Below are 25,728 nucleotides of genomic sequence, written 5' to 3' on the forward strand. Positions count from 1 at the left end.
CTGGTGCTCGGCCGGGGGGGCGCGCGCCCCGGGGCGGGGCGTGGGGCCGCCCGTGGCCCGCCGGAACCGGCCGGGGGGGGGGGGGCCCCGGGGGGGGGGGGGGGGGGGGGGGGGGCGGGCCGCCCCCGCGCCTCCCCTCCGTCCGGGGCAGTACCGAGGACTCGTCCACAGCACGCGGATCCGCTAGGCAGGCGAGATACCACACGGGTTACCCTGAACGGCATGTCGACGCAGGAGATCACGGAGGCGTCGGGGTACTGGTTCCCCGACGACGACGCCACACAGCGCGGCGTCGCCGTGCTGAACGCCCTGCGTCGCTACCGCGCCGCCGAGACCGCGATGCGGCGACGGACCCGCGACTCGATGGGCATGGGCGAGACCGACCTGCTCGCCGTCCGCTACCTGCTGCAGGCACAGCGTGCGGGCCGGATGGTCAAGCCGAAGGACCTGGCCGCCTACCTGAAGATCTCGTCGGCCTCGACGACGATCCTGATCGACCGCCTGGTGAAGTCGGACCACGTCCGCCGCGAGCCGCACCCCACCGACCGTCGCGCACTGGTGATCACCCCCACGACCGAGACCGACGACGAGGTCCGCGCCACCCTCGGGACCATGCACCGGCGGATGATGTCGATCGCCGAGGGGCTGTCCGCCTCCGACGCCCGTGTCGTCGCGACGTTCCTCGAGCGGATGCGCGACGCCGTCGACCAGGTGGACCCCGCGCTCGAGCACTGACCTCGGTGCGGTCCGCGCGTCCGGCCACCCCACGGGGGACGCCAGGGTGCACGCGCACTGGGAACGCCGAGCACGCGACCGCGTAGACCAGAAGGGACACCGACCGCGAAAGGAGCCGATCATGCACGCATCGGACAAGCTCGCCGCCAACCTCCAGGCCGTCCTGGTGGACCTCGTCGACCTGCACCTGCAGGGCAAGCAGGCCCACTGGAACATCCTCGGACACAACTTCCGCGACCTGCACCTGCAGCTCGACGAGATCGTCGACGCCGCGCGTGAGTTCGCCGACGACACCGCGGAGCGCATGCGCGCCCTCTACGCGATCCCGGACGGCCGCTCGGCTACGGTCGCCGCGGGGACGCACCTCGACGCCTTCCCGGACGGGGAGATCGACACGCACGACGCCATCGACGCCATCACGCTCCGGCTCTACCAGGCCACCGGCACCATGCGCGACGTGCACGACGAGGTCGACGACGAGGACCCGACGACCGCGGACCTGCTCCACGGCTTCATCGAGCGCCTCGAGCAGCTCGCCTGGATGGTCTCGGCCGAGAACCGCGAGCCGCGGACGCCGCTCGCCGCCGCCACGACCCCGGCTGTCGCCGAGGCCTCCGAGCACGAGTAGGGGACGCGACGTGGACCTCGGCATCACCGGCAAGGTCGCGCTCGTCTTCGGTGGCGACTCCGGCATCGGCTGGAACACGGCTCGTATCCTCCTGGCGGAGGGTGCGACCGTGGTCGTCACCGACCTCGACCAGGGCCGGCTCGACACGAGTGCCGACCAGCTCGAGGCACCGCACGGCAAGCTCTTCGCCTTCGCCGCGGACGTGACGGAGGCCGAGTCCCTCGCCGCGCTGCACGGCAAGGTGCGCGACGCCGTCGGCGAGATCGACATCCTCGTGCAGTCCTCGGGCATCACCGGTGCGCAGGGCATGTTCCACGAGATCGACGAGCAGGGCTGGCTCGACACCATCGACGTCGACCTGATGGGCCCGGTGCGGATCACGCGGGAGTTCATCGGCGACCTCCGGAAGGGCGGCTGGGGTCGCATCGTCTACCTCGTGTCCGAGGACGCCTCGCAGCCCTACGACGACGAGCTCCCCTACTGTGCCGCGAAGGCCGGCGTCCTGTCGTTCGCGAAGGGCCTGTCGCGGTCCTACGCGTCCGAGGGCCTGCTCGTGAACACCGTGAGCCCGGCCTTCATCCACACCCCGATGACCGACGCCATGATGGACAAGCGCGCGAAGGAGCAGGGGACCTCGTTCGACGAGGCGATCTCCAGCTTCCTCGACGAGCAGCGTCCGTACATGGAGCTCGGCCGCCGCGGGGAGCCCGAGGAGGTCGCGAACGTCGTCGCCTTCCTCTGCTCCGACCTGGCGAGCTTCGTCAACGGGTCGAACTACCGGGTCGACTCCGGCTCGGTCGCCACCATCTAGGAGGACCATGAGCGACTTCCGCTACCTGATCGTCGGAGGCGGGATGGTCGCCGACGCTGCCGCACGCGGGATCCGCGAGATCGACGCCGACGGCTCGATCGGCATCGTCAGCGAGGAGACCGACCGTCCGTACGCCCGTCCGGCCCTGTCGAAGAAGCTCTGGACCGACCCGGACTTCAGCTGGGACGAGAAGGTCGACCTGCACACCGAGGAGACCGGGGCGACGTTCGTGCTCGGGACCGTCGTGACGGCGATCGACCGCGAGGCGGGGACCGTCACGACGGACGACGGCCAGACCCACGGCTACGAGCGCCTGCTGCTCGCGACCGGTGGGAAACCGCGCAGCCTGCCCGGCCTGTCGCCCTCGTCGCGGGTCCTCGACTTCCGCAGCGCGGACGACTACCGCCGACTCCGCGCCCTCGCGGACGCCGGAGCGCACGTCGCCGTCGTCGGCGGCAGCTACATCGGCACCGAGATCGCCGCGGGCATCGTGCAGAACGGCGCCCGGGTGACCCTGGTGACGCCCGACGAGGTCCTCGGCGGGCACATGTTCCCCGACGACCTCGCCCGGGCCTTCCAGCAGCGCTTCGTCGACCACGGCGTCGAGCTCCGCACCGGACGACGGGTCGACCAGGGCACGGAGTCGGAGGGCGGCGTCAGCCTCACGCTCGACGACGGGTCGGTCCTCGAGGCCGACGCGGTCGTGGCCGGACTCGGCATCGAGCCGCAGACGCAGCTCGCCGCCGACGCGGGTCTGACCGTGCGCGACGGCATCGTGGTGTCGTCGACGCTGGTGACGGACGACGAGTCGGTGTTCGCCGCCGGCGACGTCGCCGAGTACCCGGACCGCATCCTCGGCACGCGCCGGGTCGAGCACGTCGACAACGCCAAGCAGCAGGGCCGGCAGGCAGGCCGGAACCTCGCGGACGCGGACGAGACGTACGACCACACGCCGATGTTCTACTCGAACGTCTTCGACACGGGGTACGAGGCCGTCGGCCAGGTGTCCACCGAGCTGCAGACCGTCGAGGACTGGCAGGAGCCGCTCACCACCGGCGTCGTCTACTACCTGGACGACGACGACACGGTCCGCGGGGTCCTGCTCTGGAACGTCTCCGACAAGACGGACGAGGCCCGCGGGGTGCTCGCCGACGCCAACGGGCTCACCCGGGACATGCTGCCGGGCCGCATCACGCCGTGACCCGCGGATCCTGACGCCGGCGGCCTGGAGGCGCGGCTCGACCTGACGGGGTCGGGTCGCGCCTCCAGGCCGTCGCCGTGTGCGCGGTGCCCGGGTCAGGACCGGTCGCGCACCTCGGGTGCGACGTCGTCGACCACCTCGCGGCGGTCGTCCGGGTCCACGGGGATGTCGTCGCCGTCGGCCATCGCGACCGCGTGCGCGGACTTCGCCCGCTCCAGCTGCTCGTCGTCGCCCTTCGCCATGCCGAAGAGCTCGATGAAGCGCGACTTCACGACCAGCCAGGCATCCTTCGGACCCAGCCGGGCCAGGTCGGACGAGGTCGTGTCGTCGCGCACCCGCTGCAGCGAGCCGACGCCACGGTCGGTGATCCGCCCGTCGACGAGGGCCACCGCGAGGCGGGCCACCGCGTCCGCCTGCGCGTGCATGACCGAGTGGGCGCCGCCGACCACCTCGCGCAGGACCGCGTGCGGGAACACCCGGGCGAGGGACCGCACCCAGTCACGGGGCACCATCGCGTCGTGCTCACCGCGGACGATCAGGGTGCGCGCCCGCACCTCGGCGGCGCGGTCCTCGATCGGGAACGCGATCATCTCCGGCAGCACCTTCCGGAACCAGTGCCAACCGCAGAGCGCGTAGGCGGTGATCCCGTGCCAGCGGACGGCCGCGGGCTCGTGCAGCGACGACCGCAGGAAGCGGAGCGCCGAGATCGGGATGCTCCGGGCGCGGCTGTCGACGACCGGACTGATGAGCACGAGGTCGCGGATGTGCGGGTTGCGCGCGGCGACCTCGGTGACGACCTGGGTGCCCATCGAGTGCCCGACGAGCACCGGGTCCTCGAGCCGCAGCTCGCGGATGACCTGCTCGACCGCGTCGGCGTAGCGCTCGATCGACACGGCACCACGGAAGCGCGGGACCCCGGCGAAGCCCGGCAGGTCGAGGGCGTGCACCGGGCCGTTCTCGTTGAGGTGCGGCGCGAGCCGCTCGTAGTAGGTGGCGGCGATGCCCAGACCGGCGACGAGGACGAACGCACGGTCGCCCGGCTGCCCGATCGAGCTCACCCGGACGTAGGTGCCGTCGACGGCGATCCGGTCGACCTCGACCTGCACGTCGGCGTCCTCGGCACGCGCGAGCGCACCGGCGGGGTCGGGTGCGGGCGGCGGGGTCCGGTCGTCCTGGTCGTCCTGTTCGGTCACGGGGCCTCCTGGGATCGGCGACCTCCCACCGTACCCGCCGTTCAGCCGCCGAACGCGGAAGCGGGCGCGCCGTGCACCCGGGTGGGGACCGCGAACACCGCCCCGGAGTGCGGGTACTGCTCGAGCTGTTCCTCGGTGCTGTTCTCGCGCGCCGTGGCGACGAAGAGCGTCGACGCGTCCGGTCCGCCGAAGGCCACGGAGGTCACGTTCGGCGCGGGCACCTCGACGGTCTCGAGGTGTCGGCCCTCGGCGTCCCAGCGCTCCACCCGGCCGGCGCCGTAGACCGCCGTCCAGAAGCAGCCCTCGTCGTCGCGGACCAGCCCGTCGTGTGCGGCGCCGCTGACGAAGGGCTCGAGTTCGCCGAGTACGCCGTCGGGGCCGTACGAGCCGCGGTAGATCGTCGAGGTGCTCGTGTCCGTGACGTACATCACGCTGCCGTCGGCCGACCACTCGATGCCGTTGGTCACGCCGAAGCCCCCGCGGAGCACGCGCGTCGTGCCGTCGGGCTCGACCGAGTACAGCGCTCCCGCCGGGTCCTGGTCGGAGAGGTCCATGCTGCCGACGAGGAACCGACCGAAGGGGTCGCACTTGCCCTCGTTGAACCGCATCTCGGTGGTCGCGTGCCGCACCCGCACCAGCTCGCGCTCGACGACGCCGCGCTCGTCGGTGAGCACGACCGCGTCGCCCAACGCCGCGACGAACCCGCCGGCGGCGCGTGGCTGGAAGCTCGCCAGGGGCGGCGGCAGTGCGACGCTCGACTCGACCGTGCCGTCCGCGCGGGCGGTGGTGAGCAGGCCCAGGGTGATGTCGGTCCAGCGGAGCCGCTCGTTGGTCGGGTCCCAGACGATGCTCTCGGCGAGGACCGCCTGCTCGTCGCAGAAGACGGTCACGGGCCCGGTCACGGCGTCGGTGTGCATGCGTCCCGTCTACCGGGGCCGGCGTGCACGACCTGCCAGCGAGATGCGGCGGACTCGGTCGGACCGCGGGCGCCGGAGACCGCCCGAGACACCGGCGTCGGACGGAGACGCCTTCATCCCGGCGAGACGCCGTCGGATCCGGCGGCGTCTCGACGACTCGGGTGCGTCCGGCACCGACGCCGGCGTCTCACAGCGGTCCACACGGACCGATGCCGACGGCTCGCAGTGGTCCGCACCGACCGACGCGCGCTCGGGTCAGAGGCGCGCGAACCGGGCGCGGAAGAAGCTGTAGACGCCGTACGCCAGGAACCCGATGCCGACCGCGACGAGCACCACCGATCCGGCGGGCAGGTCGCGCAGCGCGTCGAACGCCCCGTCGAGCCCCGTCGCCTGGTCCGGGTCGCTCCGGACGCCGGCGACGACGATCAGCACCCCGACGACCGCGACGGCGATCCCCTTGCCGACGTACCCGACGGTCCCGAGCACGGTCACGGCACGGTCGAGGGGCTGCCGCGGCCGGACGAGCTGCTTCCAGAAGGAGCGACGGCACCCCTGCACGACCAGGGCCGCACCGATCGCGATCGCCACGGCACCGACGGCGATCAGCAGGAACACCCCGCCGGGCGTCGCGAGGGCCTCTGCCGCCGCGCTCCGGGTCGACCCGCTGGAGCTCGTGCCGGCCCCGAGCGCGAACGACCCGGCCGAGTACGAGACGACGCCGTAGACGACCGCCTTGCCGACGTCCTTCGCCCGTGCCGCCCACCCGCGGGCGCTGTCGGACCGGCCGCCGACGACCGCCTCGAGCAGGAGCCGCAGGGCCAGCGCTGCGGTGCCGACGGCGACGACCCAGAGCAGGGCCACGCCTCCGGGGACCTCGGCGAGCTGCCGCAGCGCTCCCGACTGGTCCGTCTCGCTGCCCCCGGACGCGTTCCCGATCCCGAGGAGCACGACGAGGTACCCGATCAGCAGGTGGACCACACCGCTGCCGACGTACCCGGCCCGCGCCGTCAGCTCGAACCACCTGCTGTCGGCGACACGCTTCGCCTGTCGTCCGGTCTCGCGTGCTGCTCGTTCCGCCTGGTCGCTCATCCCTTCGAGCGTGCCCGACGCACGGACCGCTGTCCGCAGCGGGGCGCACCGCGTGTCGGGACGAGCGCCGGACGGGAGGCACGTGGCGGACGGCCACGCGCCTCCCCGTCCGGTGTCAATCACCCTTGACGTTGACGACCTGCCGCAGCGTGTGCCGGACCGTCACCAGGTCGACGGCATCCGCCATGACCTGGTCGATGGGCTTGTAGGCCGCGGGGATCTCGTCGAGGAACGCGTCCGTGTCGCGGTACTCGATCCCCGCCATCGCCTCGCGCAGCTGCTCGTGGGTGAAGGTCCGCCGGGCAGCGGACCGCGAGAACAGCCGACCGGCGCCGTGCGGCGAGGACTCGAGCGACGGCTTGTCACCGAGCCCCTCGACGACGTAGGAAGCGGTCCCCATCGATCCCGGGATGAGACCGGGCTGCCCTGCCTTCGCCTGGATGGCACCCTTCCGGGACACCCACACGCTCTTGCCCCAGTGCGTCTCACGCTGGGTGAAGTTGTGGTGGCAGTTGATCCGCTCCTGCTCGTCCACCGGCTGGCCGAGCACCTCGGACAGCTGCCGGACGACCCGGTCCATCATCTCCTCGCGGTTGAGGAGCGCGAAGTGCTGCGCCCACCGGAGCTCGGCGATGTAGCGGTCGAACTCCGGGGTGCCCTCGACGAGGTAGGCCAGGTCGGGGTCCGGCAGCTCGATCCACCAGCGCTGCATCATCCGCTTGGCGACGGCGATGTGCCGCTGGGCGATCTTGTTGCCGACGCCGCGCGACCCGGAGTGCAGGAAGAGCCAGACCCGGTCCTGCTCGTCGAGCGAGACCTCGATGAAGTGGTTGCCCGAACCGAGCGTGCCGAGCTGGTTCCGCCAGCCGCCGTGTGCTCCGGCCGGGTCGAACCCGGCGGCCGCGGCCATCGCCTCGAGCTCGGCGATCCGCGGCTCGGCGGTGGCGACGACCTTCCGGTTCGACGCCCCGGCGGACAGCGGGACCGCGCGCTCGATCTGCTCACGGAGGGGCTGCAGGTCGGCGGGCAGGTCCGCGGCAGCGAACTGCGTGCGCACCGCGATCATGCCGCAGCCGATGTCGACACCGACGGCCGCCGGCATGACGGCGCCGAGGGTCGGGATCACGGAGCCGACGGTGGCGCCGAGACCGAGGTGCGCGTCGGGCATCAGCGCGAGGTGCGGGAACACGAACGGCATCCGGGCCGTCGTGCGGGCCTGCTGCTCGGTGTTCTCCTCGAGCATCGAGGCCCAGCTGAGCAATCGGTCGTTGATCTTCTCCACGGTGTTCGTCCTTCGTCGTGACGGTCATCGACGGCCGGGCGGCCGTCGTGGTGACGGCCGGGTGGCCGTCGTGGTGACGGCCGGGCGGCCGTCGTGGTGACGGCCGGGTGGCCGTCGTGGTGACGGTCCGGGGCGGACGGATCCTGCGCCTCCGGCTCGGTGCAGTGCACCTGTGGAGGAACGACGGGAGGGACGCCCCGGGCCGGGTGGGCACGGGACGTCGGGGGACGGCGCGTGCCTACGTGGGTTCGCGGAGGGACGGGTTCGCGTACTGCACCGCGGGCAGCACGACGAGCGCATCGAGCTGGCGCTCGAGGCGGCTGCTGTGCTGCTGGGCGTGCATCGCGGTCCCTCCGTGGGTGCCCGGGGCGGGCGGTCCTGCCCGACGGGCAGGAGGACCGACAGTAGTGCGACACGCCCGGGCCGCACAACTCACCCGGGCGTGTCGCGGTTCTCTCAGCCGTTCCTGCACGGTCGGGAGGCACACCACGACCGTCCACAGCGGGGTACGCCCGGCTGATGGTCGCCCCGCCGGGCCGGGCAGGCTGGTGGTATGACCGAACGGACCCGCGACACCCCCGACGCGAACGACAACGAGGAGCGCACCGACGGCTACGTGCCGCTCCGCTCCTACGGAGCCATCGGTGACGGCCGCACGGTCGCGCTCGTCGCACGCGACGGCCGGATCGACTGGCTGCCGATCCCCTCGATGGACTCCCCACCGGTCTTCGCGAGCATCCTCGACGCCGAGCACGGGGGGCACATCGCACTCCGTCCCACCGGCGACGCCAGCGTCGAGCGCGAGTACCTGCCGGGCACGAACGTGCTCGTCACGACGTGGACGACCGACAGCGGGTCCTGCACGGTCACGGACGCGATGGTCACCGGCGTCGCCGGTCGGCTGCCGTGGGCCGAGATCGGCCGCTGCGTACAGGGTGTCTCCGGCACCGTCGAGATGGAGTGGGCGGTCGTCCCCGGCACCCTGCTGAACACGGCGGAGCCGCGACGCATCGACACGGCCAACGGCACGGTGATCGGTATCGACGGCGTGACCATCGGCATCGTGCAGCACGGCTTCGAGCCCGTGCACGACGACGGGCCTCGGTTCTCCGGACGCTTCACCACGAACGAGGGGTCGAAGTCGATCCTGACGATCGTCGGTACCGAGAACGAGCCGATCTTCATGCCCGAGCCGGAGCGCACGCTCGACGCGGTCGACCGGACGATCGAGAACTGGTCGACCTGGTCGGAGACCTTCTCGTACGACGGCCCGTGGGCCGACGCCGTGCAGCGCAGTGCGCTCGCGCTGAAGCTGCTCATCTACTCGCCCACGGGTGCGATCGCGGCGGCGCCGACGACGAGCCTGCCCGAGGACCGCACGGGCGGCAAGAACTGGGACTACCGGTTCGCCTGGGTCCGAGACCTGTCGTACACCGTGCATGCCCTCACCCGCTTCGGGCTCCGCGAGGAGACGCACGCGGCGGTGTCCTGGGTGATGCGGACCATCGCCGAGCACGACGAGACCATGCCGATCTTCTACGACCTGAACGGCGAGAAGACCGACGGCGTCGAGGAGCGCGACGTCCCCGGGTGGAACGGCATCGGTCCGGTGACGATCGGCAACCGTGCGGGCGACCAGCTGCAGCTCGGTGTCTGGGGTGACGTCTTCGAGATCCTCCGTCAGTACGTCAAGGCGGGCAACGTGCTCGACCGCCAGACCGCGAGCGTGCTCGAGCGGCTCGCGGACGACGCCTGCCACCGATGGCCCGAGCAGGACTCCGGTATGTGGGAGCTCCAGGAGGCGCAGCACTACGTGTCGAGCAAGGTCGGGTGCTGGCAGGCGCTCGACGCTGCGGTGGAGCTCCACGACGCCGGCATGATCGACGGACCGCGCGAGAAGTGGATCGAGAACCGCGAACTCATCGAGCAGTGGGTCGCCGAACACGGGTGGGACGAGGAGCGCGGGTACTACGTGATGTACCCGGGGTCCGACGCGATCGACACCTCGATCCTGCTGCACGCGATGTCGTCGTTCGACCGCGGCCCGCGCATGGCGTCGACCATCCGCGCGATCGAGGAACAGCTGCAGCACGGCCCCCTGGTCTACCGGTACTCCGGCATGGACCAGGAGGAGTCGCCCTTCGTCGCGTGCTCGTTCTGGCTCGCGGCCGCCATGGCGTGCACCGGTCGGGTGGACGATGCCCGTTCCCTGATGGACGACATGGTGGCGCAGGCGAACGACGTCGGCCTGTTCAGCGAGATGCTCAGCGCCGAGGACGGGGCGTTCATGGGCAACATCCCGCAGGGGCTGTCCCACCTCGCGCTCATCCAGGCGGCGCTGACGATCGAGGAGGTCGCCGCCGAGTCGTGAACCGGGCGCGGACCCGGTCGGGCGGGTCAGTGGTGCCCGCCCGACCGCGACGGTCGTACGCTGCTCAGCCCAGGGTGATCGCCACGAGGCCGGCGACCCCGACCAGGTAGAGCACGACCACGACGAACGAGTCGACGCCCATGCCGATGATCCGCCGCCCCGGCCGGAACACCAGGCCGACCGCGTAGACCAGCGTCAGCAGCGCGGCGAGGGCCGTCAGGTACACGTCACTCGCGTTCGCCTGCGGCAGCACCGCCTTGCCGGACAGCACCGTGGCGACCAGGAACAGCACCGGCAGGAACGCGTTGCCACCGAAGATGTCCGACATCGCGAGGTTGTCGTCGCCCTGCCGGACGGCCTGGATGCCGGTGGAGATCTCCGGCAGACTCGTGGCGAGGGCCAGCACCGTGGCGCCGAAGAGCACCCCGGACAACCCGATCTGCTCCGACGCCGCATCACCCGCACGTTCGAGGACGACACCGGCGACCAGCGTCGCGAGGGCCGACACAGTGAAGACGACCGCCGCCTTCCGGGTGCTCATCCGCGGTGGGTCCTGCTTCCGTGTCCGGTGCCCCGACGCGTGCGGTGACGCGTCGGGCGCCCGGCCGTCCTGGTGCCACGGCAACCCCTTGCCGGCGCGCTGCACGAGCAGGAGCCCGACGACCCAGATGGCTGCGATGAGCACCACGTCCGGTGTGAGTCGTGCGACCACGAGGTCGGGCGGGAGCTGACTGCCGGCCACGACCACGGCGAGCACCGCGACGACGACGACCGCCTCGAGCACGAGGGTCAGCGACGCAGCACGGTAGGTGAGCGGCCGCACCCCCTTGCCCCGTCGGCCGAAGGCGTCGAGGATCGCGATCACGACGGTCTGCAGGGCGATGCCACCGAGGATGTTGCCGGCAGCGACCTCGATGTTGCCGGACAGGCCCGCGCTGACCGTGATGGCGATCTCGGGCAGGTTCGTCGCGACGGCCAGGACGATGAGCCCGCCGAGCGCGCTCCCGAGGTGCAGTCGGTCGTCGAGGACGTCGGTGGTCTTCGAGAGCTGGATGCCTGCGACCCAGATCACCGCGGCACCGGCCACGAAGATCACGACGAGCATCCAGAGCGGCAGGGATCCCATGCCCTCACCGTGGCCCCCGACGGCCGCGACCGCTCCGAGGTGTGCGCCGAACGGCTCGACGGCGACCGGCCAGCGTGGACGGCCGCTGAGCACACCGTCGGCGGTGCGGCGCATGATGGACGGGCGATGAACGACGTCGATGCACGGATGGACCGGCTGCGGCGAGCCGCCCGGTACCGGTACCAGCAGCTCGTGGACAGCGAGATCGAACGCGGCTCCCTCGACCCGGACGAGGTCCGCGAGGAACGACGCCTGCTCCGGCTGCAGGACGTCGAACGGCACGCTCGTGCCCGCATCGAGGAGGCCGAGCGCCGCGGGGTCTTCGAGGGGAACCCGTACCACGGCAAACCGCTGCCGGGGAACGACGGACGGCACGACCCCGACTGGTGGATCAAGGCGAAGATCGAACGTGAGGACATCCGCGGCATCGCCCCGCCGGCGCTGGCGCTGCGGACCGAGGACGCCGAGCTCGACGACCACCTCGACGCGCTCACGACCGAGGACGACGTCCGCGCGGTCCTCGTCGACTTCAACGCCCGCGTCAAGGAGGCCCGACGGCAGCTGCTCGGCGGACCGCCGGTCGTCACGCCGATGCGCGACGTCGACGTCGAGGTGGAGCGGTGGCGCGAGCGGCGGGACGCCCGCCGCGCCGCGGACGAGCGGGCGGCCGCCGACCGTGCGGCTGCGGAGCAGGCGGCACGGCCGCGTCGGTGGTGGCGTCGGGCGTGACCTGGGCTGCACGAGGCGCGCACCGTGTCCTCGTCCGCCGTGCCGGACCGCGGCCGGTGTCGCGGCGCTGGGCCGTGCCTCCAGGCCGACCCGATCGACCGCACCCGCCTGCGCTGCCGGCCCGGACGTGCAGAAGGCGCCGCTCCCGTGGTGGGGAGCGGCGCCTTCTCGTGGTGGTGCGGGTGCGGCGGGTGTGCCGCGGGGTGTTACTTGATCTGCGCGGTGATGGTCGCGGTGCCGACGAGCAGCCCGCCCTTGACGGCGTCGGTCTTGAAGGTGCTGTTGAGCAGCTTCGCGGCGTCGTCGGAGACGTGGACGGTGGTGCCGGTCAGGATGGCGTTGTCACCCTCGAGCTGCAGCGGCTTGAGCGTGCCACCGTGCAGCGAGAACAGGTAGGCGTTCGAAGCGGCGACCTCGCCGTTGACGAGGACGTCACCGTAGAGCTTCGACGAGCCCGGGTTCACGACGAAGTTCTCGAGCGTGACCGTGGTGTCGCCGGCCTTGAGGGTCAGACCGGAACCGTTGTGGTCCAGCAGGCCCTGCACGTAGGGGCGGTAGTTACCGTCCGGGCTCCAGTAGGTGACCGAGCCGGCGGTGATCGGGAACGACACGGAGCCGTCCTCGAGCTTCGCGTCGCCGGAGACGCCCGGGGTCAGCCCGAGGGAGGTGAGGGCGTCGGTGAAGCCCTTGTCGAGTGCGACGGCGGTGTTGCCACCCTTGACCTCGGGGACCGATGCGACCGGGGCCGGGATCTTCGAGGCCTCGGACGAGGACGAGACCGTCTGCACGTTCGGGGTCGCGGCGTTCGCCGTGCTGATGCCGAACGCGGCACCACCGAGGACGAGGGCGCCGGTGGTGGCGAGGGTGATCGAGGTCTTCATGGACTTGCGCATGAGTGGGTTCCTTCCGTTGTCGCGCTCGGCGCGATTCCCTGTGTGCGCGCCGAACACACCCCGAAGAGGGGTGGAGAACCAGCTACTTGCGGCTGGTGAGCGCTCCGGGTGTTTCCCGGCTGATGCAAGGGATTCGGGGCCCTCGCCCGATCGGATTGGACGAAGTTCCTGGGGAACTCCGGCCCCCTGCTCCGTAGCGTGGAGACATGGCCCCCGTACACATCCCGAGCACCGACCGGATCCGGGCGATCGACGCCTGGTGGCGCGCCGCGAACTACCTCACCGTCGGGCAGATCTACCTCCTCGACAACCCGCTGCTCACCCGTCCCATCGACCCGGACGACGTCAAGCCGCGCCTGCTCGGGCACTGGGGCACCTCCCCCGCGCTGAACCTCGTCTACGCGCACTGCAACGCGCTCATCGCCGAGACCGACCGCGACCTCCTCTACGTGTGCGGGCCCGGGCACGGTGGCCCCGCGATGAACGCGAACGCCTGGCTCGAGGGGACCTGGGGCGAGCTGTACCCGGACATCACGCCGGACCCCGAGGGGCTCCGGAAGTTCTTCAAGCAGTTCTCGTTCCCGGGCGGCATCCCGTCCCACGCCGCCCCGGAGACGCCCGGATCCATCCACGAGGGCGGCGAGCTCGGCTACTCGCTCGCGCACGCGTACGGCGCGGCGCTCGACAACCCGGACCTCGTCGTGGCGTGCGTCGTCGGTGACGGCGAGGCCGAGACCGGTCCCCTGTCCGGCTCCTGGCAGGCGCACACCTTCCTCGACCCGGTGTCCGACGGAGCCGTGCTGCCGATCCTCAACCTCAACGGCTGGAAGATCGCGAACCCGACCGTCCTCGCGCGCATCCCCGACGAGGACCTCACCGCGTACTTCCGTGGCCTCGGGTACGAGCCGATCGTCGTCGACTCCGCACGCGTGGACCACGACCCGTTCGCGGTGCACGCGCTGTTCGACGGTGCCCTCCGCCGCGCGCTCGCGAGCATCGACGACATCCAGGCCGCCGCTCGGGCCCAGGCCGAACGGGCCGCAGCCGGACAGCCGGCAGGCGCAGCCGACCTGCGTCCACGCTGGCCGATGATCGTGCTCCGTACCCCGAAGGGCTGGACCGGCCCGCAGGAGGTCGACGGCGAGCGCGTCGAGGGCACCTTCCGCGCCCACCAGGTCCCGCTGCCGGCCGTGCGCGAGGACGCCGGACACCGCGAGCAGCTCGAGGAGTGGATGCGGAGCTACCGCCCGGACGAGCTGTTCGACGCCGACGGCCAGCCGACCGGGATCCTCACGACCATCCGGCCGCAGGGCGACCTCCGCATGAGCGCCACGCCGCACGCCAACGGCGGGCGCATCCGCACCGCGCTCGACCGTCCGCCGCTCGAGCCGTACGCGGTCCCCGTCGGCGAGGACGCCAGCTCGACCGCGACCCTCGGGCCCTGGCTCGCGGAGCTGACCTCGCGGAACGGGTCGTCCTTCCGCCTGTTCGGGCCCGACGAGACGGTGTCGAACAAGCTCGACGCCGTGTTCGACGTGACCTCCCGGGTGTGGCGTGCCCGTCGCGCGGCCGGCGACGAGCACCTCGGCGCTCGTGGCCGGGTCATCGAGGTCCTGTCGGAGCACCTGCTCGAGGGGATGCTCGAGGGCTACGTGCTCACCGGCCGCCACGGGCTGCTCAACACCTACGAGGCGTTCGCGCACATCATCGACTCGATGGTCGGGCAGTACGCGAAGTGGCTCGAGTCGTCGACCGACATCGACTGGCGCGCGCCCGTGTCGAACCTGTCGATCCTGCTGTCGTCGCACGTGTGGCGCCAGGACCACAACGGCTTCTCGCACCAGGACCCGGGCTTCCTCGACGTCGTCGCCTCGAAGCAGCAGGACCTCGTGCGCATCAAGCTCCCGGCGGACGCGAACACCCTGCTCGCCGTGGCAGCGCACGCGTTCGAGACCACGGACCGCATCGAGGTGATCGTCGCCGGGAAGCACCCCGAGCCGGTCTTCCTGTCCCTCGAGGACGCCGTCGCGCACGCGGCAGCCGGACTCGGCGTCTGGGACTGGGCCGGCACCGAGCAGACGGTCGGACGCGCCGACGTGCTCCTCGCGAGCGCCGGTGACGTGCCGACGGTCGAGGCCGTCGCCGCCGCGGACATCATCCGGAAGCACGCGCCCGAGGTCGGAGTCCGCTTCGTGAACGTCGTGGACCTGCTGTCCCTCGGCGACCCGCGGAAGCACGAGCACCCGGTCAGCGACGAGCGCTACGACGAGGTCTTCCTGCCCGGCACGCCGACGGTGTTCGCCTTCCACGGCTACCCGTCGCTCGTGCACCAGCTGACGTACCGCCGGAACGGCCACGACGACCTGCACGTGCACGGCTTCCTCGAGCAGGGCACCACCACGTCGCCGTTCGACATGCTCATGCTGAACGAGATGGACCGCTTCTCGCTGGCGCACGACGCACTGTCGCGGGTCGACGCCGACGCGCACGCTGACCTGCTCGCGAAGCTCACCGAGGCGCGGGACGCCGCGCGGACCTTCGCCTACTCGAAGGGCGAGGACCACCCGTCGCTGTCGGGCTGGGAGTTCCGAGGGTGGCCGCAGGACGAGCCGACCGACGGCGGGACCGGGGGCGACCCGGGCGCCGGCGAGACGGAGGGCGCTGCCCCCGGCAACTGACGTCCCGCCTCCGTCGGCTCCTCCCGGCCGCTCTTCCTGCACGCGCTCGCTGCGCGCTCTTGCTGCGCGCTCTTCCTGCACAGCCTGGAGGCGCTGCGAACCGTCCACAGGACCGGTCACGCCCGTCGCGTGGCCGGTCCTGTGCCGTGAGGCTCGGGGCACGGACGTCGGATGGGTGAGCGCGGTGGTCGCGCTGGTCCGAGCAGAACGAGGCCGAGCTGATCGAGGACCTCCGCCAGGAGTGGCGGGAGCGCCAGGAACGGGCCCGCCACCGAGCGTCAGAGCACGAGACCGCCGACACCGCGGGTTGACGTGCCAGGCTGGGCACGTGCAGGACCTCGTCATCCCCGCTCCGGACCAGCCCACGCTGCCGACGACGTCCGGCGGTCGGTTCCCCGTCCGTCGGGTGTACTGCGTCGGCCGCAACTACGCAGCCCACGCCCGCGAGATGGGCCACGACCCTGACCGCGAGCCGCCGTTCTTCTTCACGAAGCCGGCCAGTGCCCTGGTCACCGACGGCGCCGACACCCCCTACCCGCCGGGTACCGACCGCCTCGAGCACGAGGTCGAACTCGTCGTCGCGCTCGGTCGTGGCGGGTCGGACGTCGCCGTGGCGGACGCCCTCGACCTGGTGTGGGGCTACGGCGTGGGGATCGACCTGACACGTCGCGACGTGCAGGCCGAGGCCAAGCGGCTCGGTCGGCCGTGGGACCTGGCGAAGGGCTTCGACGCCTCGGCCCCGGTCGGGACGCTCGTCCCGGCCGCCGGGGTCGACCCGACCACCGGCGCGATCGGCCTCCGCGTGGACGACGCACTGCGACAGTCGGGTGACCTGGCCGACCAGGTCTGGTCGGTCGCCGAGACGATCGCCGAGCTCTCGCGGTGGGTGGCCCTCGCCCCGGGTGACCTGCTGTTCACCGGGACCCCGGACGGCGTCGGGCCGCTGCAACGCGGCCAGGTCGTCACCGGCTTCGTCGCCGAGGTCGGAACGGTGACGACCCGCATCGTCTGACCTCCGGGCGCGGCCGGACGGTGCGCGACCACGCACCGCTGGGAACGTCCGCAGCCCCGGGGCGTACACCGGTCGGTGACGCCGGGGGACCATCGGCGCCAGACCACGGGACACCGCGAGCGTGCTCGACGCCGAGCGCGCCGGGGGCGGGTGCGTGTCCCGACCGAGGAGGTGCGCCGTGCAGGAACACGACCTGCTCGCGACGTCCTGGACCTGGGCGGGCGACGAGCCGATCGCCGACCGGGTCCGAGCCGTCGGGGATGCCGGGTTCTCCGGCCTGTCACTGTCACTCGACGACCTCCACGAGGTGCGGGCGACGACCGGGTTCGCGGCACTGCGACGTGTTCTCGACCGAGTCGGGATCGTCTGGGTGCAGCTCGGCCCACTCGACCGCTGGTGGAGCCACGGCGGACGCTCGACGGACGACGAGGCCGACCGTGGGGTCGTGCTCGAAGCGGCAGCGACCCTCGGCGCCTGGCAGGTCGTCGTCCGTGCCGACACCGGTGCCCACCCGGTCACGCCAGCGGCGATGACCGCGGACTTCGTCGACCTCGCCGCGCAGGCCGAGAAGGTCGGTGCCCGCCTGGTCCTCGAACCGGAGCCCTGGTCGAACCTGCCCACCGTCGAGCGGGCATCGCGCTTCGTCGCCGCGGCCGGCCACCCGAACGCCGGGCTGCTCCTCGACGCCATGCACACGCTCCGCGGCGGCTCCACACTCGCCTCGATCGCCCAGGGCGTCGCGCCGGAGGTGCTCGCCGCGGTGGAGCTCAGCGACGGCCTGCTGCACACCCCGTCCGGACTCACCCTCGCCGAGGAGTCCCGCAGTGCCCGGCACCTGCCGGGATCGGGCGCATGGGACCTGCCCGGGCTCGTCCGCGTGCTCCGGGGGCTCGGACACGAGGAGCCCTGGGGTGTCGAGGTCCGGACGGCCGCGCACCGGGCGATGCCCCTGGCCGACGCGCTCCGGACCGCAGTGGCCGCGACCCGGGCCGTGCTCGACGCCGCGGACGCCGCGGACGAGCCCGCTGCCCCGGCGATGCCGACCACGCCTGCCCCGACCTCCGCCGTCGACTTCGACGTCGCCGCACCTCCGCTCGATCGACCGGCACCCCGGACCGACGCGGGTACAGGCGCACCCGCGTAGCGTCGGGCGCATGACGGATCACGCAGCAGACGACGACCTCCTCCGGCGCTCGCAGGAGTCCATCGACGAGGCCAAGGCGGCAGCCGCCGAGGTCGACCTGCCCGAGCAGGAGGACCTGATCGACGAGGACCTGCCCGCCGCGGACACCGCGAAGCCCGCCGACGGTCCCGCGCCGGCGGCCTGAACGGGCCCGCCGAGGACCACGGAGACCGTCCGGGAGCCGAGCTCCCGGACGGTCTCCTCGTGTCCTCAGCGGCTCTGCAGGAAGAGATCCGACGAACGGCGTGACGAACCCCGGAGTCGACCCGTCACACCAGTGGACCCCGGAACCGTGGGGGTTCCGGACGCCCGGGCTCTGGTGATCCCGGGCCGCGGACGCGCCGTGGTCGGCCACCCCTGATCGCCGACCGCGGTGCACCGGCGGCGGTCCGTGCGTCCCCTGATCCGGCGCACGGACCGCCTCTGCCCGGGATCGCCGAGGCCGACCAGGTCAGGACTCGCGGACGACGTCCTCGGGCCCCTTGTCCGGCCGCCACCCGCGCCACGACGGCTGTCGGAGCCGACCGTCAGCCGTCCACTCGGCGAACTCGACCTCACCGACCCGACGCGGTGTGACCCAGTGGGCGTCGCGAGCATCCGGGCGAGGGACGTCGACGAACGGCGAGGTCTTCCGCTCCGTCTTCCCGAGGGCCTCCCCGATCTCGTCCAGGTCGCGGTCGCTGAACCCCGTCCCGACCCTGCCGACGTACTCGAGTCCGTCCGGGCCGGGTACGCCCAACAGCAGCGATCCGACGCCACCGGCCCGGCGCCCCCTGCCGGGCCGCCACCCACCGACGACGACCTCCTGCGTGACGTGGTGCTTGATCTTCACCCAGGCCTCGGAGCGGCGGCCCTCGGCGTACCGCGACGACCGTTTCTTCGCGACGACGCCCTCGAGCCCCCGCTCACGCGACGCCGCCACGGCATGGTCCAGGTCACCGTCGACCGCCTGGGGCACGTCGATCACCCCACCCCGCTCGACGACGGTCAGGAGCGCCTCGCGCCGGGCGTCGTAGCCGAGCCGCGTCAGGTCGTGTCCGTCGGCCTCGAGCACGTCGAAGAGCAGCAGGCGCACGGGTGTCCGGCGCCGAGCAGCCTCGACGTCACGAGCCCCGGTCAGTCCCATGCGGTCCTGCAGCAGACCGAACGACGGACGCCCGCGCTCGTCCAGCGCCACGACCTCGCCGTCGAAGACCCCGTCGACCCCGGCCCGCTCACCCAGCTCCTGCAGCTCCGGGTACTGCGCGGTCAGGTCGTTGTCGTTGCGGCTGCGCAGGGTGACCCGTCCGTCGCGCACGGTCGCCAGGGCACGGACGCCGTCCCACTTCATCTCGAACGCCCAGGCCGCCGGGTCGAGACGAGGCTCCCCCTGCACGGGGCTCGCGAGCATGGCCCGACGCTCGGCGGGCGACGTCGTCGCGGGCGCGGCACGTCCGATCCGCTGCCGCTCCGCAGCGCTCGGCGACGGTGTCCGGGAGGCTCGACCCGCATCCGCCTCGCCACCCCCGTCGGCGAGACGGTCCGGTTGGTCCTTCGTGCGGTGGATGAGCCAGTTCTGCTCGTCGCCGTCCTTCCCGCGGCCCCGCCCTCGGGTGTGCAGGAGCGCCAGCCGACGGACGCCGTTCGTGCGGCCGTGCAGCGTGACGATCACCTCTTCGCCGTCGCGCCACTTCTCGAGCTCGTAGGTGCCGTCGTCCCAGATCGTGACGGTCCCCCCGCCGTACTCGGCCTGCGGGATCGTCCCCTCGAACGAGCCGTACTCGAGCGGGTGGTCCTCGGTCTGCACCGCCAGGTGGTTCTTCCCGGGGTCGGTCGGCTCGCCCTTCGGCAGCGCCCAGCTCACGAGCACACCCTCGTGCTCGAGCCGGAAGTCGTAGTGGTCCCTGGTCGCGTGGTGCTCCTGGATGACGAACGTCGGCGTGCCGTCCTTCCGCACGGTCGGTGCGCCCTCGGGCACCGGCTCCGGCGTCCGCGACGCATCGCGCTTCGCGCGGTAGGCCGCGAGGCGGTCGCGAGCCGGTTGCTCTGCCTCGTTCGCACGCTGGGTCCGGTCGCCGTCCCAGTGGCCGTGGTCGGTCCTGCCCACCGCCAGCGAGGCGGAGGCGACCGGGTGCAGGAGGTCGCCGTGGGCCTCCAGGCGGTCGAGGACCTCCTCGAACTCCAGCTGGGCGAACCCGCGCTCCTCGAGCTCCCGCCAGGTCCGCGGCGCGGCGACGGTCGGCCGGTCACGGCCGCGCAGGGAGTACGGCGCGATCGTCGTCTTGTTGCCGTTGTTCTGCGACCAGTCGACGAAGACCTTGCCCCGTCGCTCGGCGCGGCTCATCGAGGACAGCACCAGGTCGGGCAGGTCCTGCTCCAACGCCCGGGCGAGCTCGTGCGCGACGTCGGACACCTGTGCGGTCGTGGCGCGCCCGTCGAGCGCCGCGTACAGGTGGATGCCCTTCGAGCCGCTCGTCACCGGGTACGGGTCGAGCCCCATGCCGTGCAGGATCTCGCGTGCGGCGAGCGCCACCTCGACGCACTCCGGCAGCCCGACACCCTCGCCGGGGTCGAGGTCGAGCACGAGCCGGTCCGGACGTTGCTGCGCGCCGCGGGGACCGAACCGCCACTGCGGGACGTGCAGTTCGAGCGCCGCCTGCTGCGCCGTCCAGACGAGCGTCGGCAGGTCGTCGACGATCGGGTACTCGGTGTCGTGCTCCTTGTGCGCGATCGTGTGGTGACGGACCCAGTCGGGCGCCGAGTCGGGCAGGTTCTTCTCGAAGAAGACCCCGCCGTCCACGCCGTTCGCCCAGCGCTTCCGCGTCACGGGGCGGTCCTTGACGTGCGGGATCATCCACGGGGCCACCCGCTCGTAGTACGCGATGACCTGGCCCTTGGTCGTCCCGGTCGCCGGGTAGAGCACCTTGTCGGTGTTCGTCAGGGCGATCCGACGGTCGCCGACCGTGACGGTGGTCTTCCGGGCGACGGGGCTCACAGCGCGACCCCGGTCGCTCCCGCCACGGTCAGGGTGCTGCCGGACGTGTACGAGGACTCCGGGCCGGCGAGGTGGACGTAGGCGCTGCCGAGCTCGACGGGCTGCGCCGGACGGCCGAAGGGGGTGTCCTGACCGTAGGCGGCGATCTCGTCACCGGGGTAGCTGATCGGCTGCAGCGGCGTCCACACCGGCCCCGGCACGACGCAGTTCGCCCGGATGCCCTTCGCCGCGAGCTGGCGGGCGAGTCCGTTCGTGTAGGTGATGATGGCGGACTTCGTGGCGGCGTAGTCGATCATCCGGTCCTGCGGTTGGTACGCCGAGACCGAGCTCGTGGTGACGATCGCGCTGCCGGGCGCCATGTGCGGGACGGCCGCTCGCACCAACCAGAACATCGAGTAGAGGTTGACCTTCATGGTGCGGTCGAAGTCCTCGGTCGACTGCTCGGTCACGTCCTCGTGCACCTGCTGGTGTCCGGCGACGAGCACGAGCGCGTCGAGGCCGCCGAGCTCGCTGACGGCGTCGCGCACGAGGGTGTCGCAGAACGCCTCGTCGGTCAGGTCGCCCGGCAGCAGCACGGCCCTGCGCCCGAGGTCGCCGACGACGTCGCGCACCTGTTCCAGGTCCTCGCGTTCCTCGGGCAGGGCGTTCAGCGCGACGTCGGCTCCTTCCTTCGCCATCGCGATCGCGGCAGCGCGCCCGATGCCGGAGTCGGCCCCGGTCACGAGCACCCGGTACCCGGGCATCCGCCCCGTCCCGAGGTAGGTCGTCTCGCCGTGGTCGGGCGCCGGGTCCATCGCGCTCGCCAGCCCCGACCCCTGCTGGGTCTGCGGCGGGAACGGCGGCCGGGCGTACTGCGAACGCGGGTCCTGCTTGTCGAGCTGGCTCATGGGCCCATGGTGCTCGCCGTGGCGGCACGACGGTTCAGGACCGGGCTGTTCCGTGGACGGGTCGTCCTGACACCGGAGCTGTGCAGGGACCGTCGGCCGTCAGACCGTCGTCCGCACCGGGGCGGCGAGCAGCTGCTCCGCACCGACCCGGTCGCCGCGTCCCTGCACGAGGGTGCCGACCCCCAGTACGGCCCAGACGACCGCGACACCCCAGTCGCCTGCGGTCCCCGACGCCGCGAGGATCGCCCACAGCGCGGCCAACCCGACGAACACGCACCCGCTGGTGCGTCGCTGCCGTGCGTCCGCCAGCCACCGTTGCACCCGCGGACGCCAGACCGCGTCCGGGACCTCGGCGGGGACGCGTCCCTCGTCCACCCACCGTCGCGTCGCGACGACGGCGGCACGACCGCCCCGTCGCGCCCAGGACCAGACCTGCAGCGCGGGGAGCACGACCGCCAGCGCGAGGCCGAGCACGACGACTGCGACCCAGGGGACCGGTCGCGGTTGCAGCGCGAAGAACACCGCCGGTGCGACCGCCCCGGTGACCGTCAGGGCGACGAGCTGCCACCACCCCGACGCGCCGATCCGGTCGTCGTCCGTCGTCGTCATCGCCGTCGCCGCGCTGGCCGTCGTCGTCTCGTGGTCCCCCGTCATGTGCAGCACGGTACGCCCTCCGGCGCCAGGCGCGGCTGGCGATCCGCCCGGAACTGAGGGCCCGTCGCCGCACTCACGGGCATCATGTGCCCATGAGGTCGATCTGGAAGGGCTCCATCGCGTTCGGGCTCGTCAACGTGCCCATCAAGGTGTACGCGGCGACCGAGACCCACGACGTCTCCCTGCACCAGGTGCACGACGAGGACAAGGGCCGCATCCGGTACAAGCGCGTGTGCGAGTTCGGCCACGAGGTCGAGTACGCCGACATCCAGCGCGCCTACGACGACGGCGACAAGACCGTCGTGCTGACGTCCGACGACTTCAAGCATCTCCCCGAGGAGCAGTCGCACGAGATCGAGGTGCTCGAGTTCGTGCCCGTCGACCAGGTCGACCCGATGATGTTCGAGAAGTCGTACTACCTCGAGCCGGACTCCCGCTCGCCGAAGGCCTACGTGCTGCTCCGCGAGACGCTGTCGAAGACCGACCGGCTCGCGATCGTGCAGTTCACCCTGCGGCAGAAGACCCGGCTCGGCGTGCTGCGGGTGAACGAGGACGTCATCCTGCTGCAGGGGCTGCTCTGGGGCGACGAGGTCCGGGCTGCTGACTTCGCGGCCCTCGACGCGTCGGTGAAGGTCAGCGCGAACGAGCTGAAGATGTCGTCCTCGCTCGTCGAGAGCATGTCCGCCGACTTCGACCCGGACCGCTACACGGACTCCTACCAGGAGGAACTGCAGCAGCTCATCGACGCGAAGCTCGAGGCCGGCGACGACGTCGACACCGCGGAGACGTTCGGTGAGCGCTCCGAGGACGAGGAGGACGGCGACGGCGGGGACGTCATCGACCTGATGGCGGCCCTGCGGGCCTCGGTGGACAAGAAGCGGTCGGGTCCGTCGGGGTCGTCGCGGTCCTCGTCACGGTCATCGTCACGGTCCGGAGGCTCGGGGTCGCGCTCGTCGTCCGGCGCACGGTCGTCGTCCGGTTCCGCTGGTGCGGACGGGGACGCGGAGGCGGAGAAGGCCCCCACCGAGAGGGCACCGGCGAAGAAGACCCCCGCGAAGAAGACCCCCGCGAAGGAGACCCCGGCGAAGGAGCCCGCCGCGAAGAAGGCTCCGGCGAAGAAGCCCCCCGCGAGGAAGCAGGCCAGCTAGCCGTCGCGTCGGGTCCGGCGGAGCGCGAGCGGGATCGAGACCCAGAGCGCACCCGTGCCGAGGAACACGACCACCCCGCCGATGATCCCGCCGACGTCCCCGATCACGACGTCGAACACGAACAGCACGGTGCCCGAGAAGAGCAGCGCGCTCGCCGCGAGTGCCGCGATGAGCAGCGCGTTGCCGGCACGCACCAGATCGTGCTTCTGGCGCTGCCGGAACACCAGACGGTGCGCGGAGACAGCGGACAGCGCGACGACCGTGATCACCACGGCGAGCGCGACGAGCACGAGGTAGACGACCTCCTCGCTGGTGCTGAGCATCGTGAACCGCTGCTGGAACGGCAACGTCAGCAGGAACCCGGCCAGGATCTGCGTCCCGGTCTGCACGATCCGGAGCTCCTGTTGGATGTCCGACCAGTTCCGGTCCCACCGCTCGGTCGGGGTCTCGTGTCGCCCCCGTTCGGTGTCCTGTGCTGCACCGCTGACGTCGCTCATGCGCCGAACCTACTGCGCCGGACCCACGGTGCCGACACGAGCCGGAAACACGACTCCGCGAGACTGTCCGCATGACTCCACAAGAGCCAGGGAGCCTGCAGTCGTCATCCGTGACCGCAGGCCCGCCCGTCACCGTGTCCATCACCCGCCTGGTCGAGCCCGACCGCATCCCCGACGCCACCGCGTGGGTGCAGTCCGGCGTCAACCTCGCGAACCGCTACCCGGGCTTCCTCGGCTCCGGGTGGGTCCGGTCGCACGCCACCAGTCGGGAGTGGCACATGCTCTACCGGTTCGCCGACCACGAGCAGCTCGCCACGTGGGAGAACTCCGACGACCGGCTCCGCTGGCTCGACCAGGGGCGTGACCTCGTGGTGGAGTCCCGGGTGGAGAAGCGCACCGGCATCGAGGGCTGGTTCGACGCCCCGCAGGACGCCCCCGCGTCGAGCGCCCCGCCCCGCTGGAAGCAGGCCGTGAGCATCTGGCTCGGGTTCTTCCCGGTCAACCTCGCCTTCACCTACCTGGTCGGCTGGCTCGTCCCGGCGTTCGGGCACCTGGCCGTGCTGCCCCGCGTGCTCGTCACGACGCTCGTGCTCACGCCGATCATGACGTTCTGGGTGCTGCCCGTCGTCACGGGGCTGATCCGCCCGTGGCTGCTCGCTCCCCCGCGACCCGCCCGGCAGCGCTAGGCCCCGTCCGAGCCCGACCGCCCGGCCGGGTCGGGTCGGGTCGGGTCTCAGCCGAGCACGGAGAGCTGGTCGAGCCGCTCGAGGATCACGCCCTCGCGCAGCGCCCACGGGCAGATCTCGAGCGCCGGCAGGTCGAAGATGTCCAGGCAGGCCTCGGCGACGAGCGCTCCCGGGACGACCTGGTGCGCCCGGCTCGGCGAGACGCCCGGCAGGTCGGCCAGCTGGTCGAGCGACATCGTCAGGAGTGACGGCAGCCGCTCGCGGAGCACCACGCCGTCGAGGGACCGCGGCACGAGCGGTCCCGCGGCCGAGGGCGCGGCGCCGCAGATCCGGGCGATCGACCGGAAGGTCTTCGAGGTCGCCACCGCCCGGTCGGGCCGCCCGGCACGCAGCAGCAGTCCGGCGTCGCGGGCGATCGCGACGCGGATCTCGTGGCGGATGCGGCGGACGTCGTCCTCCGAGGGCGTGCCCGCCGCGAAGTACCGGCGCGCGAGTCGGGCAGCGCCGATCGGCATCGACCACGCGACGTCGGGGGCCTCGTCGGCACCGCCGGCGATCTCGAGCGAGCCACCGCCGATGTCGAACACCGCAAGGCGTCCGGCGGACCACCCGAACCAGCGTCGGACGGCCAGGAAGGTCAGGCGCGCCTCGTCCTCGCCGGACAGCACCGCGAGCTCGACGCCGGTCTCCCGCTCGACGTGCGCGAGCACCTCGTCGGAGTTCACGGCGTCGCGGACGGCCGAGGTCGCGAAGCCGAGCATGTCCTCGCAGCCGCGCTCCTCGGCGACGCGGACGGCATCGGCGACGAAGGTCGTCAGCGCGTCGACCCCGACCGCGGTCACCGCACCCGACTCGTCGAGGTGCTCGGCGAGCCGGAGGGCCTGCTTGGACGACGACGCCGGCAGGGGCGCGGCTCCGCCGTGGGCGTCCACCACGAGCAGGTGGCCGGTGTTGGACCCGATGTCGAGGACTCCGACGCGCATGCACCAACGCTAGCGGCCGTTGTCTCCCGCGGGACGCAACGGGACGGGACG

At 72.2% G+C, this 25,728-nt stretch carries 23 protein-coding genes; 12 read left to right on the plus strand and 11 right to left on the minus strand.

Going from position 1 to position 25,728, the window contains the following annotated elements:
* Positions 1–222: 222 nt before the first annotated feature.
* The 4 genes from J2X59_RS13580 (at position 223) to J2X59_RS13595 (ending at position 3,375) form a co-directional block, all read left to right on the plus strand.
* A complete protein-coding gene (locus tag J2X59_RS13580; protein WP_066651725.1) occupies positions 223–735 on the plus strand; it encodes a MarR family winged helix-turn-helix transcriptional regulator in 513 nt (170 codons plus the stop codon).
* 121 nt (positions 736–856) lie between these two features.
* The gene (locus tag J2X59_RS13585) at positions 857–1,363 is read left to right on the plus strand and encodes a Dps family protein (RefSeq protein ID WP_126891959.1); all 507 of its coding nucleotides are present in this window, start codon (positions 857–859) and stop codon (positions 1,361–1,363) included.
* Between the two features lie 10 nt (positions 1,364–1,373).
* Positions 1,374–2,174, plus strand: a complete 801-nt coding sequence (locus tag J2X59_RS13590; protein ID WP_066651718.1) for an SDR family NAD(P)-dependent oxidoreductase — start codon at positions 1,374–1,376, stop codon at positions 2,172–2,174.
* Between the two features lie 7 nt (positions 2,175–2,181).
* Positions 2,182–3,375 (plus strand): NAD(P)/FAD-dependent oxidoreductase, encoded by a 1,194-nt coding sequence (locus tag J2X59_RS13595; RefSeq protein ID WP_251154203.1) that lies wholly within the window; start codon positions 2,182–2,184, stop codon positions 3,373–3,375.
* 95 nt (positions 3,376–3,470) lie between these two features.
* Here J2X59_RS13595 and J2X59_RS13600 read toward each other — a convergent pair whose 3' ends face one another.
* The 4 genes from J2X59_RS13600 to J2X59_RS13615 all read right to left on the minus strand — a co-directional run bounded on the left by J2X59_RS13600 (position 3,471) and on the right by J2X59_RS13615 (position 7,856).
* Positions 3,471–4,568, minus strand: coding sequence for an alpha/beta fold hydrolase (locus J2X59_RS13600; protein WP_326497030.1), 1,098 nt, complete (start codon positions 4,566–4,568; stop codon positions 3,471–3,473).
* A 41-nt stretch (positions 4,569–4,609) separates the two neighbouring features.
* Positions 4,610–5,485 carry an SMP-30/gluconolactonase/LRE family protein gene (locus tag J2X59_RS13605; RefSeq protein ID WP_326497031.1) on the minus strand — a complete coding sequence of 292 codons (876 nt, stop codon included), beginning with the start codon at positions 5,483–5,485 and terminating at the stop codon, positions 4,610–4,612.
* Between the two features lie 255 nt (positions 5,486–5,740).
* Positions 5,741–6,574 (minus strand): DUF1206 domain-containing protein, encoded by an 834-nt coding sequence (locus J2X59_RS13610; protein ID WP_326497032.1) that lies wholly within the window; start codon positions 6,572–6,574, stop codon positions 5,741–5,743.
* 115 nt (positions 6,575–6,689) lie between these two features.
* Positions 6,690–7,856, minus strand: a complete 1,167-nt coding sequence (locus J2X59_RS13615) for an RtcB family protein (RefSeq protein WP_209684285.1) — start codon at positions 7,854–7,856, stop codon at positions 6,690–6,692.
* 553 nt (positions 7,857–8,409) lie between these two features.
* Here J2X59_RS13615 and J2X59_RS13620 point away from each other — a divergent pair.
* Entirely contained in the window at positions 8,410–10,227 is a 1,818-nt protein-coding gene (locus tag J2X59_RS13620) for a glycoside hydrolase family 15 protein (protein ID WP_066651704.1), read from the plus strand.
* A gap of 64 nt (positions 10,228–10,291) precedes the next feature.
* Here J2X59_RS13620 and J2X59_RS13625 read toward each other — a convergent pair whose 3' ends face one another.
* Complete coding sequence (locus tag J2X59_RS13625) at positions 10,292–11,467, minus strand: sodium:calcium antiporter (protein ID WP_235426436.1); 1,176 nt, start codon at positions 11,465–11,467, stop codon at positions 10,292–10,294.
* A 12-nt stretch (positions 11,468–11,479) separates the two neighbouring features.
* On the opposite strand from J2X59_RS13625, the gene J2X59_RS13630 reads away from it, so the two are divergent.
* Entirely contained in the window at positions 11,480–12,082 is a 603-nt protein-coding gene (locus tag J2X59_RS13630; protein WP_209684288.1) for a J-domain-containing protein, read from the plus strand.
* 206 nt (positions 12,083–12,288) lie between these two features.
* Here the strand turns inward: J2X59_RS13630 and J2X59_RS13635 are convergent, their stop codons facing one another.
* Positions 12,289–12,975: a hypothetical protein gene (locus tag J2X59_RS13635; RefSeq protein WP_066651700.1), complete on the minus strand. Its 687-nt coding sequence runs from the start codon at positions 12,973–12,975 to the stop codon at positions 12,289–12,291.
* Between the two features lie 206 nt (positions 12,976–13,181).
* Between J2X59_RS13635 and J2X59_RS13640 the strand changes: the two genes are divergently transcribed.
* The 4 genes from J2X59_RS13640 (at position 13,182) to J2X59_RS13655 (ending at position 17,993) form a co-directional block, all read left to right on the plus strand.
* On the plus strand, positions 13,182–15,653 hold the full coding sequence (locus J2X59_RS13640) for a phosphoketolase family protein (RefSeq protein ID WP_209684292.1): 2,472 nt from the start codon (positions 13,182–13,184) through the stop codon (positions 15,651–15,653).
* Between the two features lie 328 nt (positions 15,654–15,981).
* Positions 15,982–16,665, plus strand: a complete 684-nt coding sequence (locus J2X59_RS13645; RefSeq protein WP_326497033.1) for a fumarylacetoacetate hydrolase family protein — start codon at positions 15,982–15,984, stop codon at positions 16,663–16,665.
* Positions 16,666–16,843: 178 nt separating this feature from the next.
* Positions 16,844–17,809: a sugar phosphate isomerase/epimerase family protein gene (locus J2X59_RS13650; RefSeq protein ID WP_326497034.1), complete on the plus strand. Its 966-nt coding sequence runs from the start codon at positions 16,844–16,846 to the stop codon at positions 17,807–17,809.
* A gap of 10 nt (positions 17,810–17,819) precedes the next feature.
* The gene (locus J2X59_RS13655; RefSeq protein WP_158407720.1) at positions 17,820–17,993 is read left to right on the plus strand and encodes a hypothetical protein; all 174 of its coding nucleotides are present in this window, start codon (positions 17,820–17,822) and stop codon (positions 17,991–17,993) included.
* Positions 17,994–18,299: 306 nt separating this feature from the next.
* Here the strand turns inward: J2X59_RS13655 and J2X59_RS13660 are convergent, their stop codons facing one another.
* The 3 genes from J2X59_RS13660 to J2X59_RS13670 form a co-directional block, all read right to left on the minus strand.
* Positions 18,300–20,822 (minus strand): ATP-dependent DNA ligase, encoded by a 2,523-nt coding sequence (locus J2X59_RS13660; protein ID WP_326497035.1) that lies wholly within the window; start codon positions 20,820–20,822, stop codon positions 18,300–18,302.
* On the minus strand, positions 20,819–21,709 hold the full coding sequence (locus J2X59_RS13665) for an SDR family oxidoreductase (RefSeq protein WP_271826981.1): 891 nt from the start codon (positions 21,707–21,709) through the stop codon (positions 20,819–20,821). Before J2X59_RS13665 ends, J2X59_RS13660 begins: the two co-directional genes overlap by 4 nt.
* 99 nt (positions 21,710–21,808) lie before the next feature.
* A complete protein-coding gene (locus J2X59_RS13670) occupies positions 21,809–22,363 on the minus strand; it encodes a hypothetical protein (RefSeq protein WP_326497036.1) in 555 nt (184 codons plus the stop codon).
* Between the two features lie 92 nt (positions 22,364–22,455).
* Between J2X59_RS13670 and ku the strand changes: the two genes are divergently transcribed.
* A complete protein-coding gene (gene ku / locus J2X59_RS13675) occupies positions 22,456–23,511 on the plus strand; it encodes a non-homologous end joining protein Ku (RefSeq protein ID WP_326497037.1) in 1,056 nt (351 codons plus the stop codon).
* Here the strand turns inward: ku and J2X59_RS13680 are convergent.
* Positions 23,508–24,008, minus strand: a complete 501-nt coding sequence (locus J2X59_RS13680) for a DUF6328 family protein (protein WP_326497038.1) — start codon at positions 24,006–24,008, stop codon at positions 23,508–23,510. The two genes, ku and J2X59_RS13680, sit on opposite strands and share 4 nt — an antisense overlap.
* Positions 24,009–24,079: 71 nt before the next feature.
* Here J2X59_RS13680 and J2X59_RS13685 point away from each other — a divergent pair, with 71 nt between their 5' ends.
* The gene (locus J2X59_RS13685; protein WP_066651677.1) at positions 24,080–24,694 is read left to right on the plus strand and encodes an antibiotic biosynthesis monooxygenase; all 615 of its coding nucleotides are present in this window, start codon (positions 24,080–24,082) and stop codon (positions 24,692–24,694) included.
* Between the two features lie 47 nt (positions 24,695–24,741).
* Here J2X59_RS13685 and J2X59_RS13690 read toward each other — a convergent pair whose 3' ends face one another.
* The gene (locus J2X59_RS13690) at positions 24,742–25,677 is read right to left on the minus strand and encodes a Ppx/GppA phosphatase family protein (protein WP_326497039.1); all 936 of its coding nucleotides are present in this window, start codon (positions 25,675–25,677) and stop codon (positions 24,742–24,744) included.
* Positions 25,678–25,728: the final 51 nt, after the last annotated feature.

Origin of the sequence: Curtobacterium sp. 260 (assembly GCF_030803485.1) — a bacterium.
Classification (GTDB): domain Bacteria; phylum Actinomycetota; class Actinomycetes; order Actinomycetales; family Microbacteriaceae; genus Curtobacterium.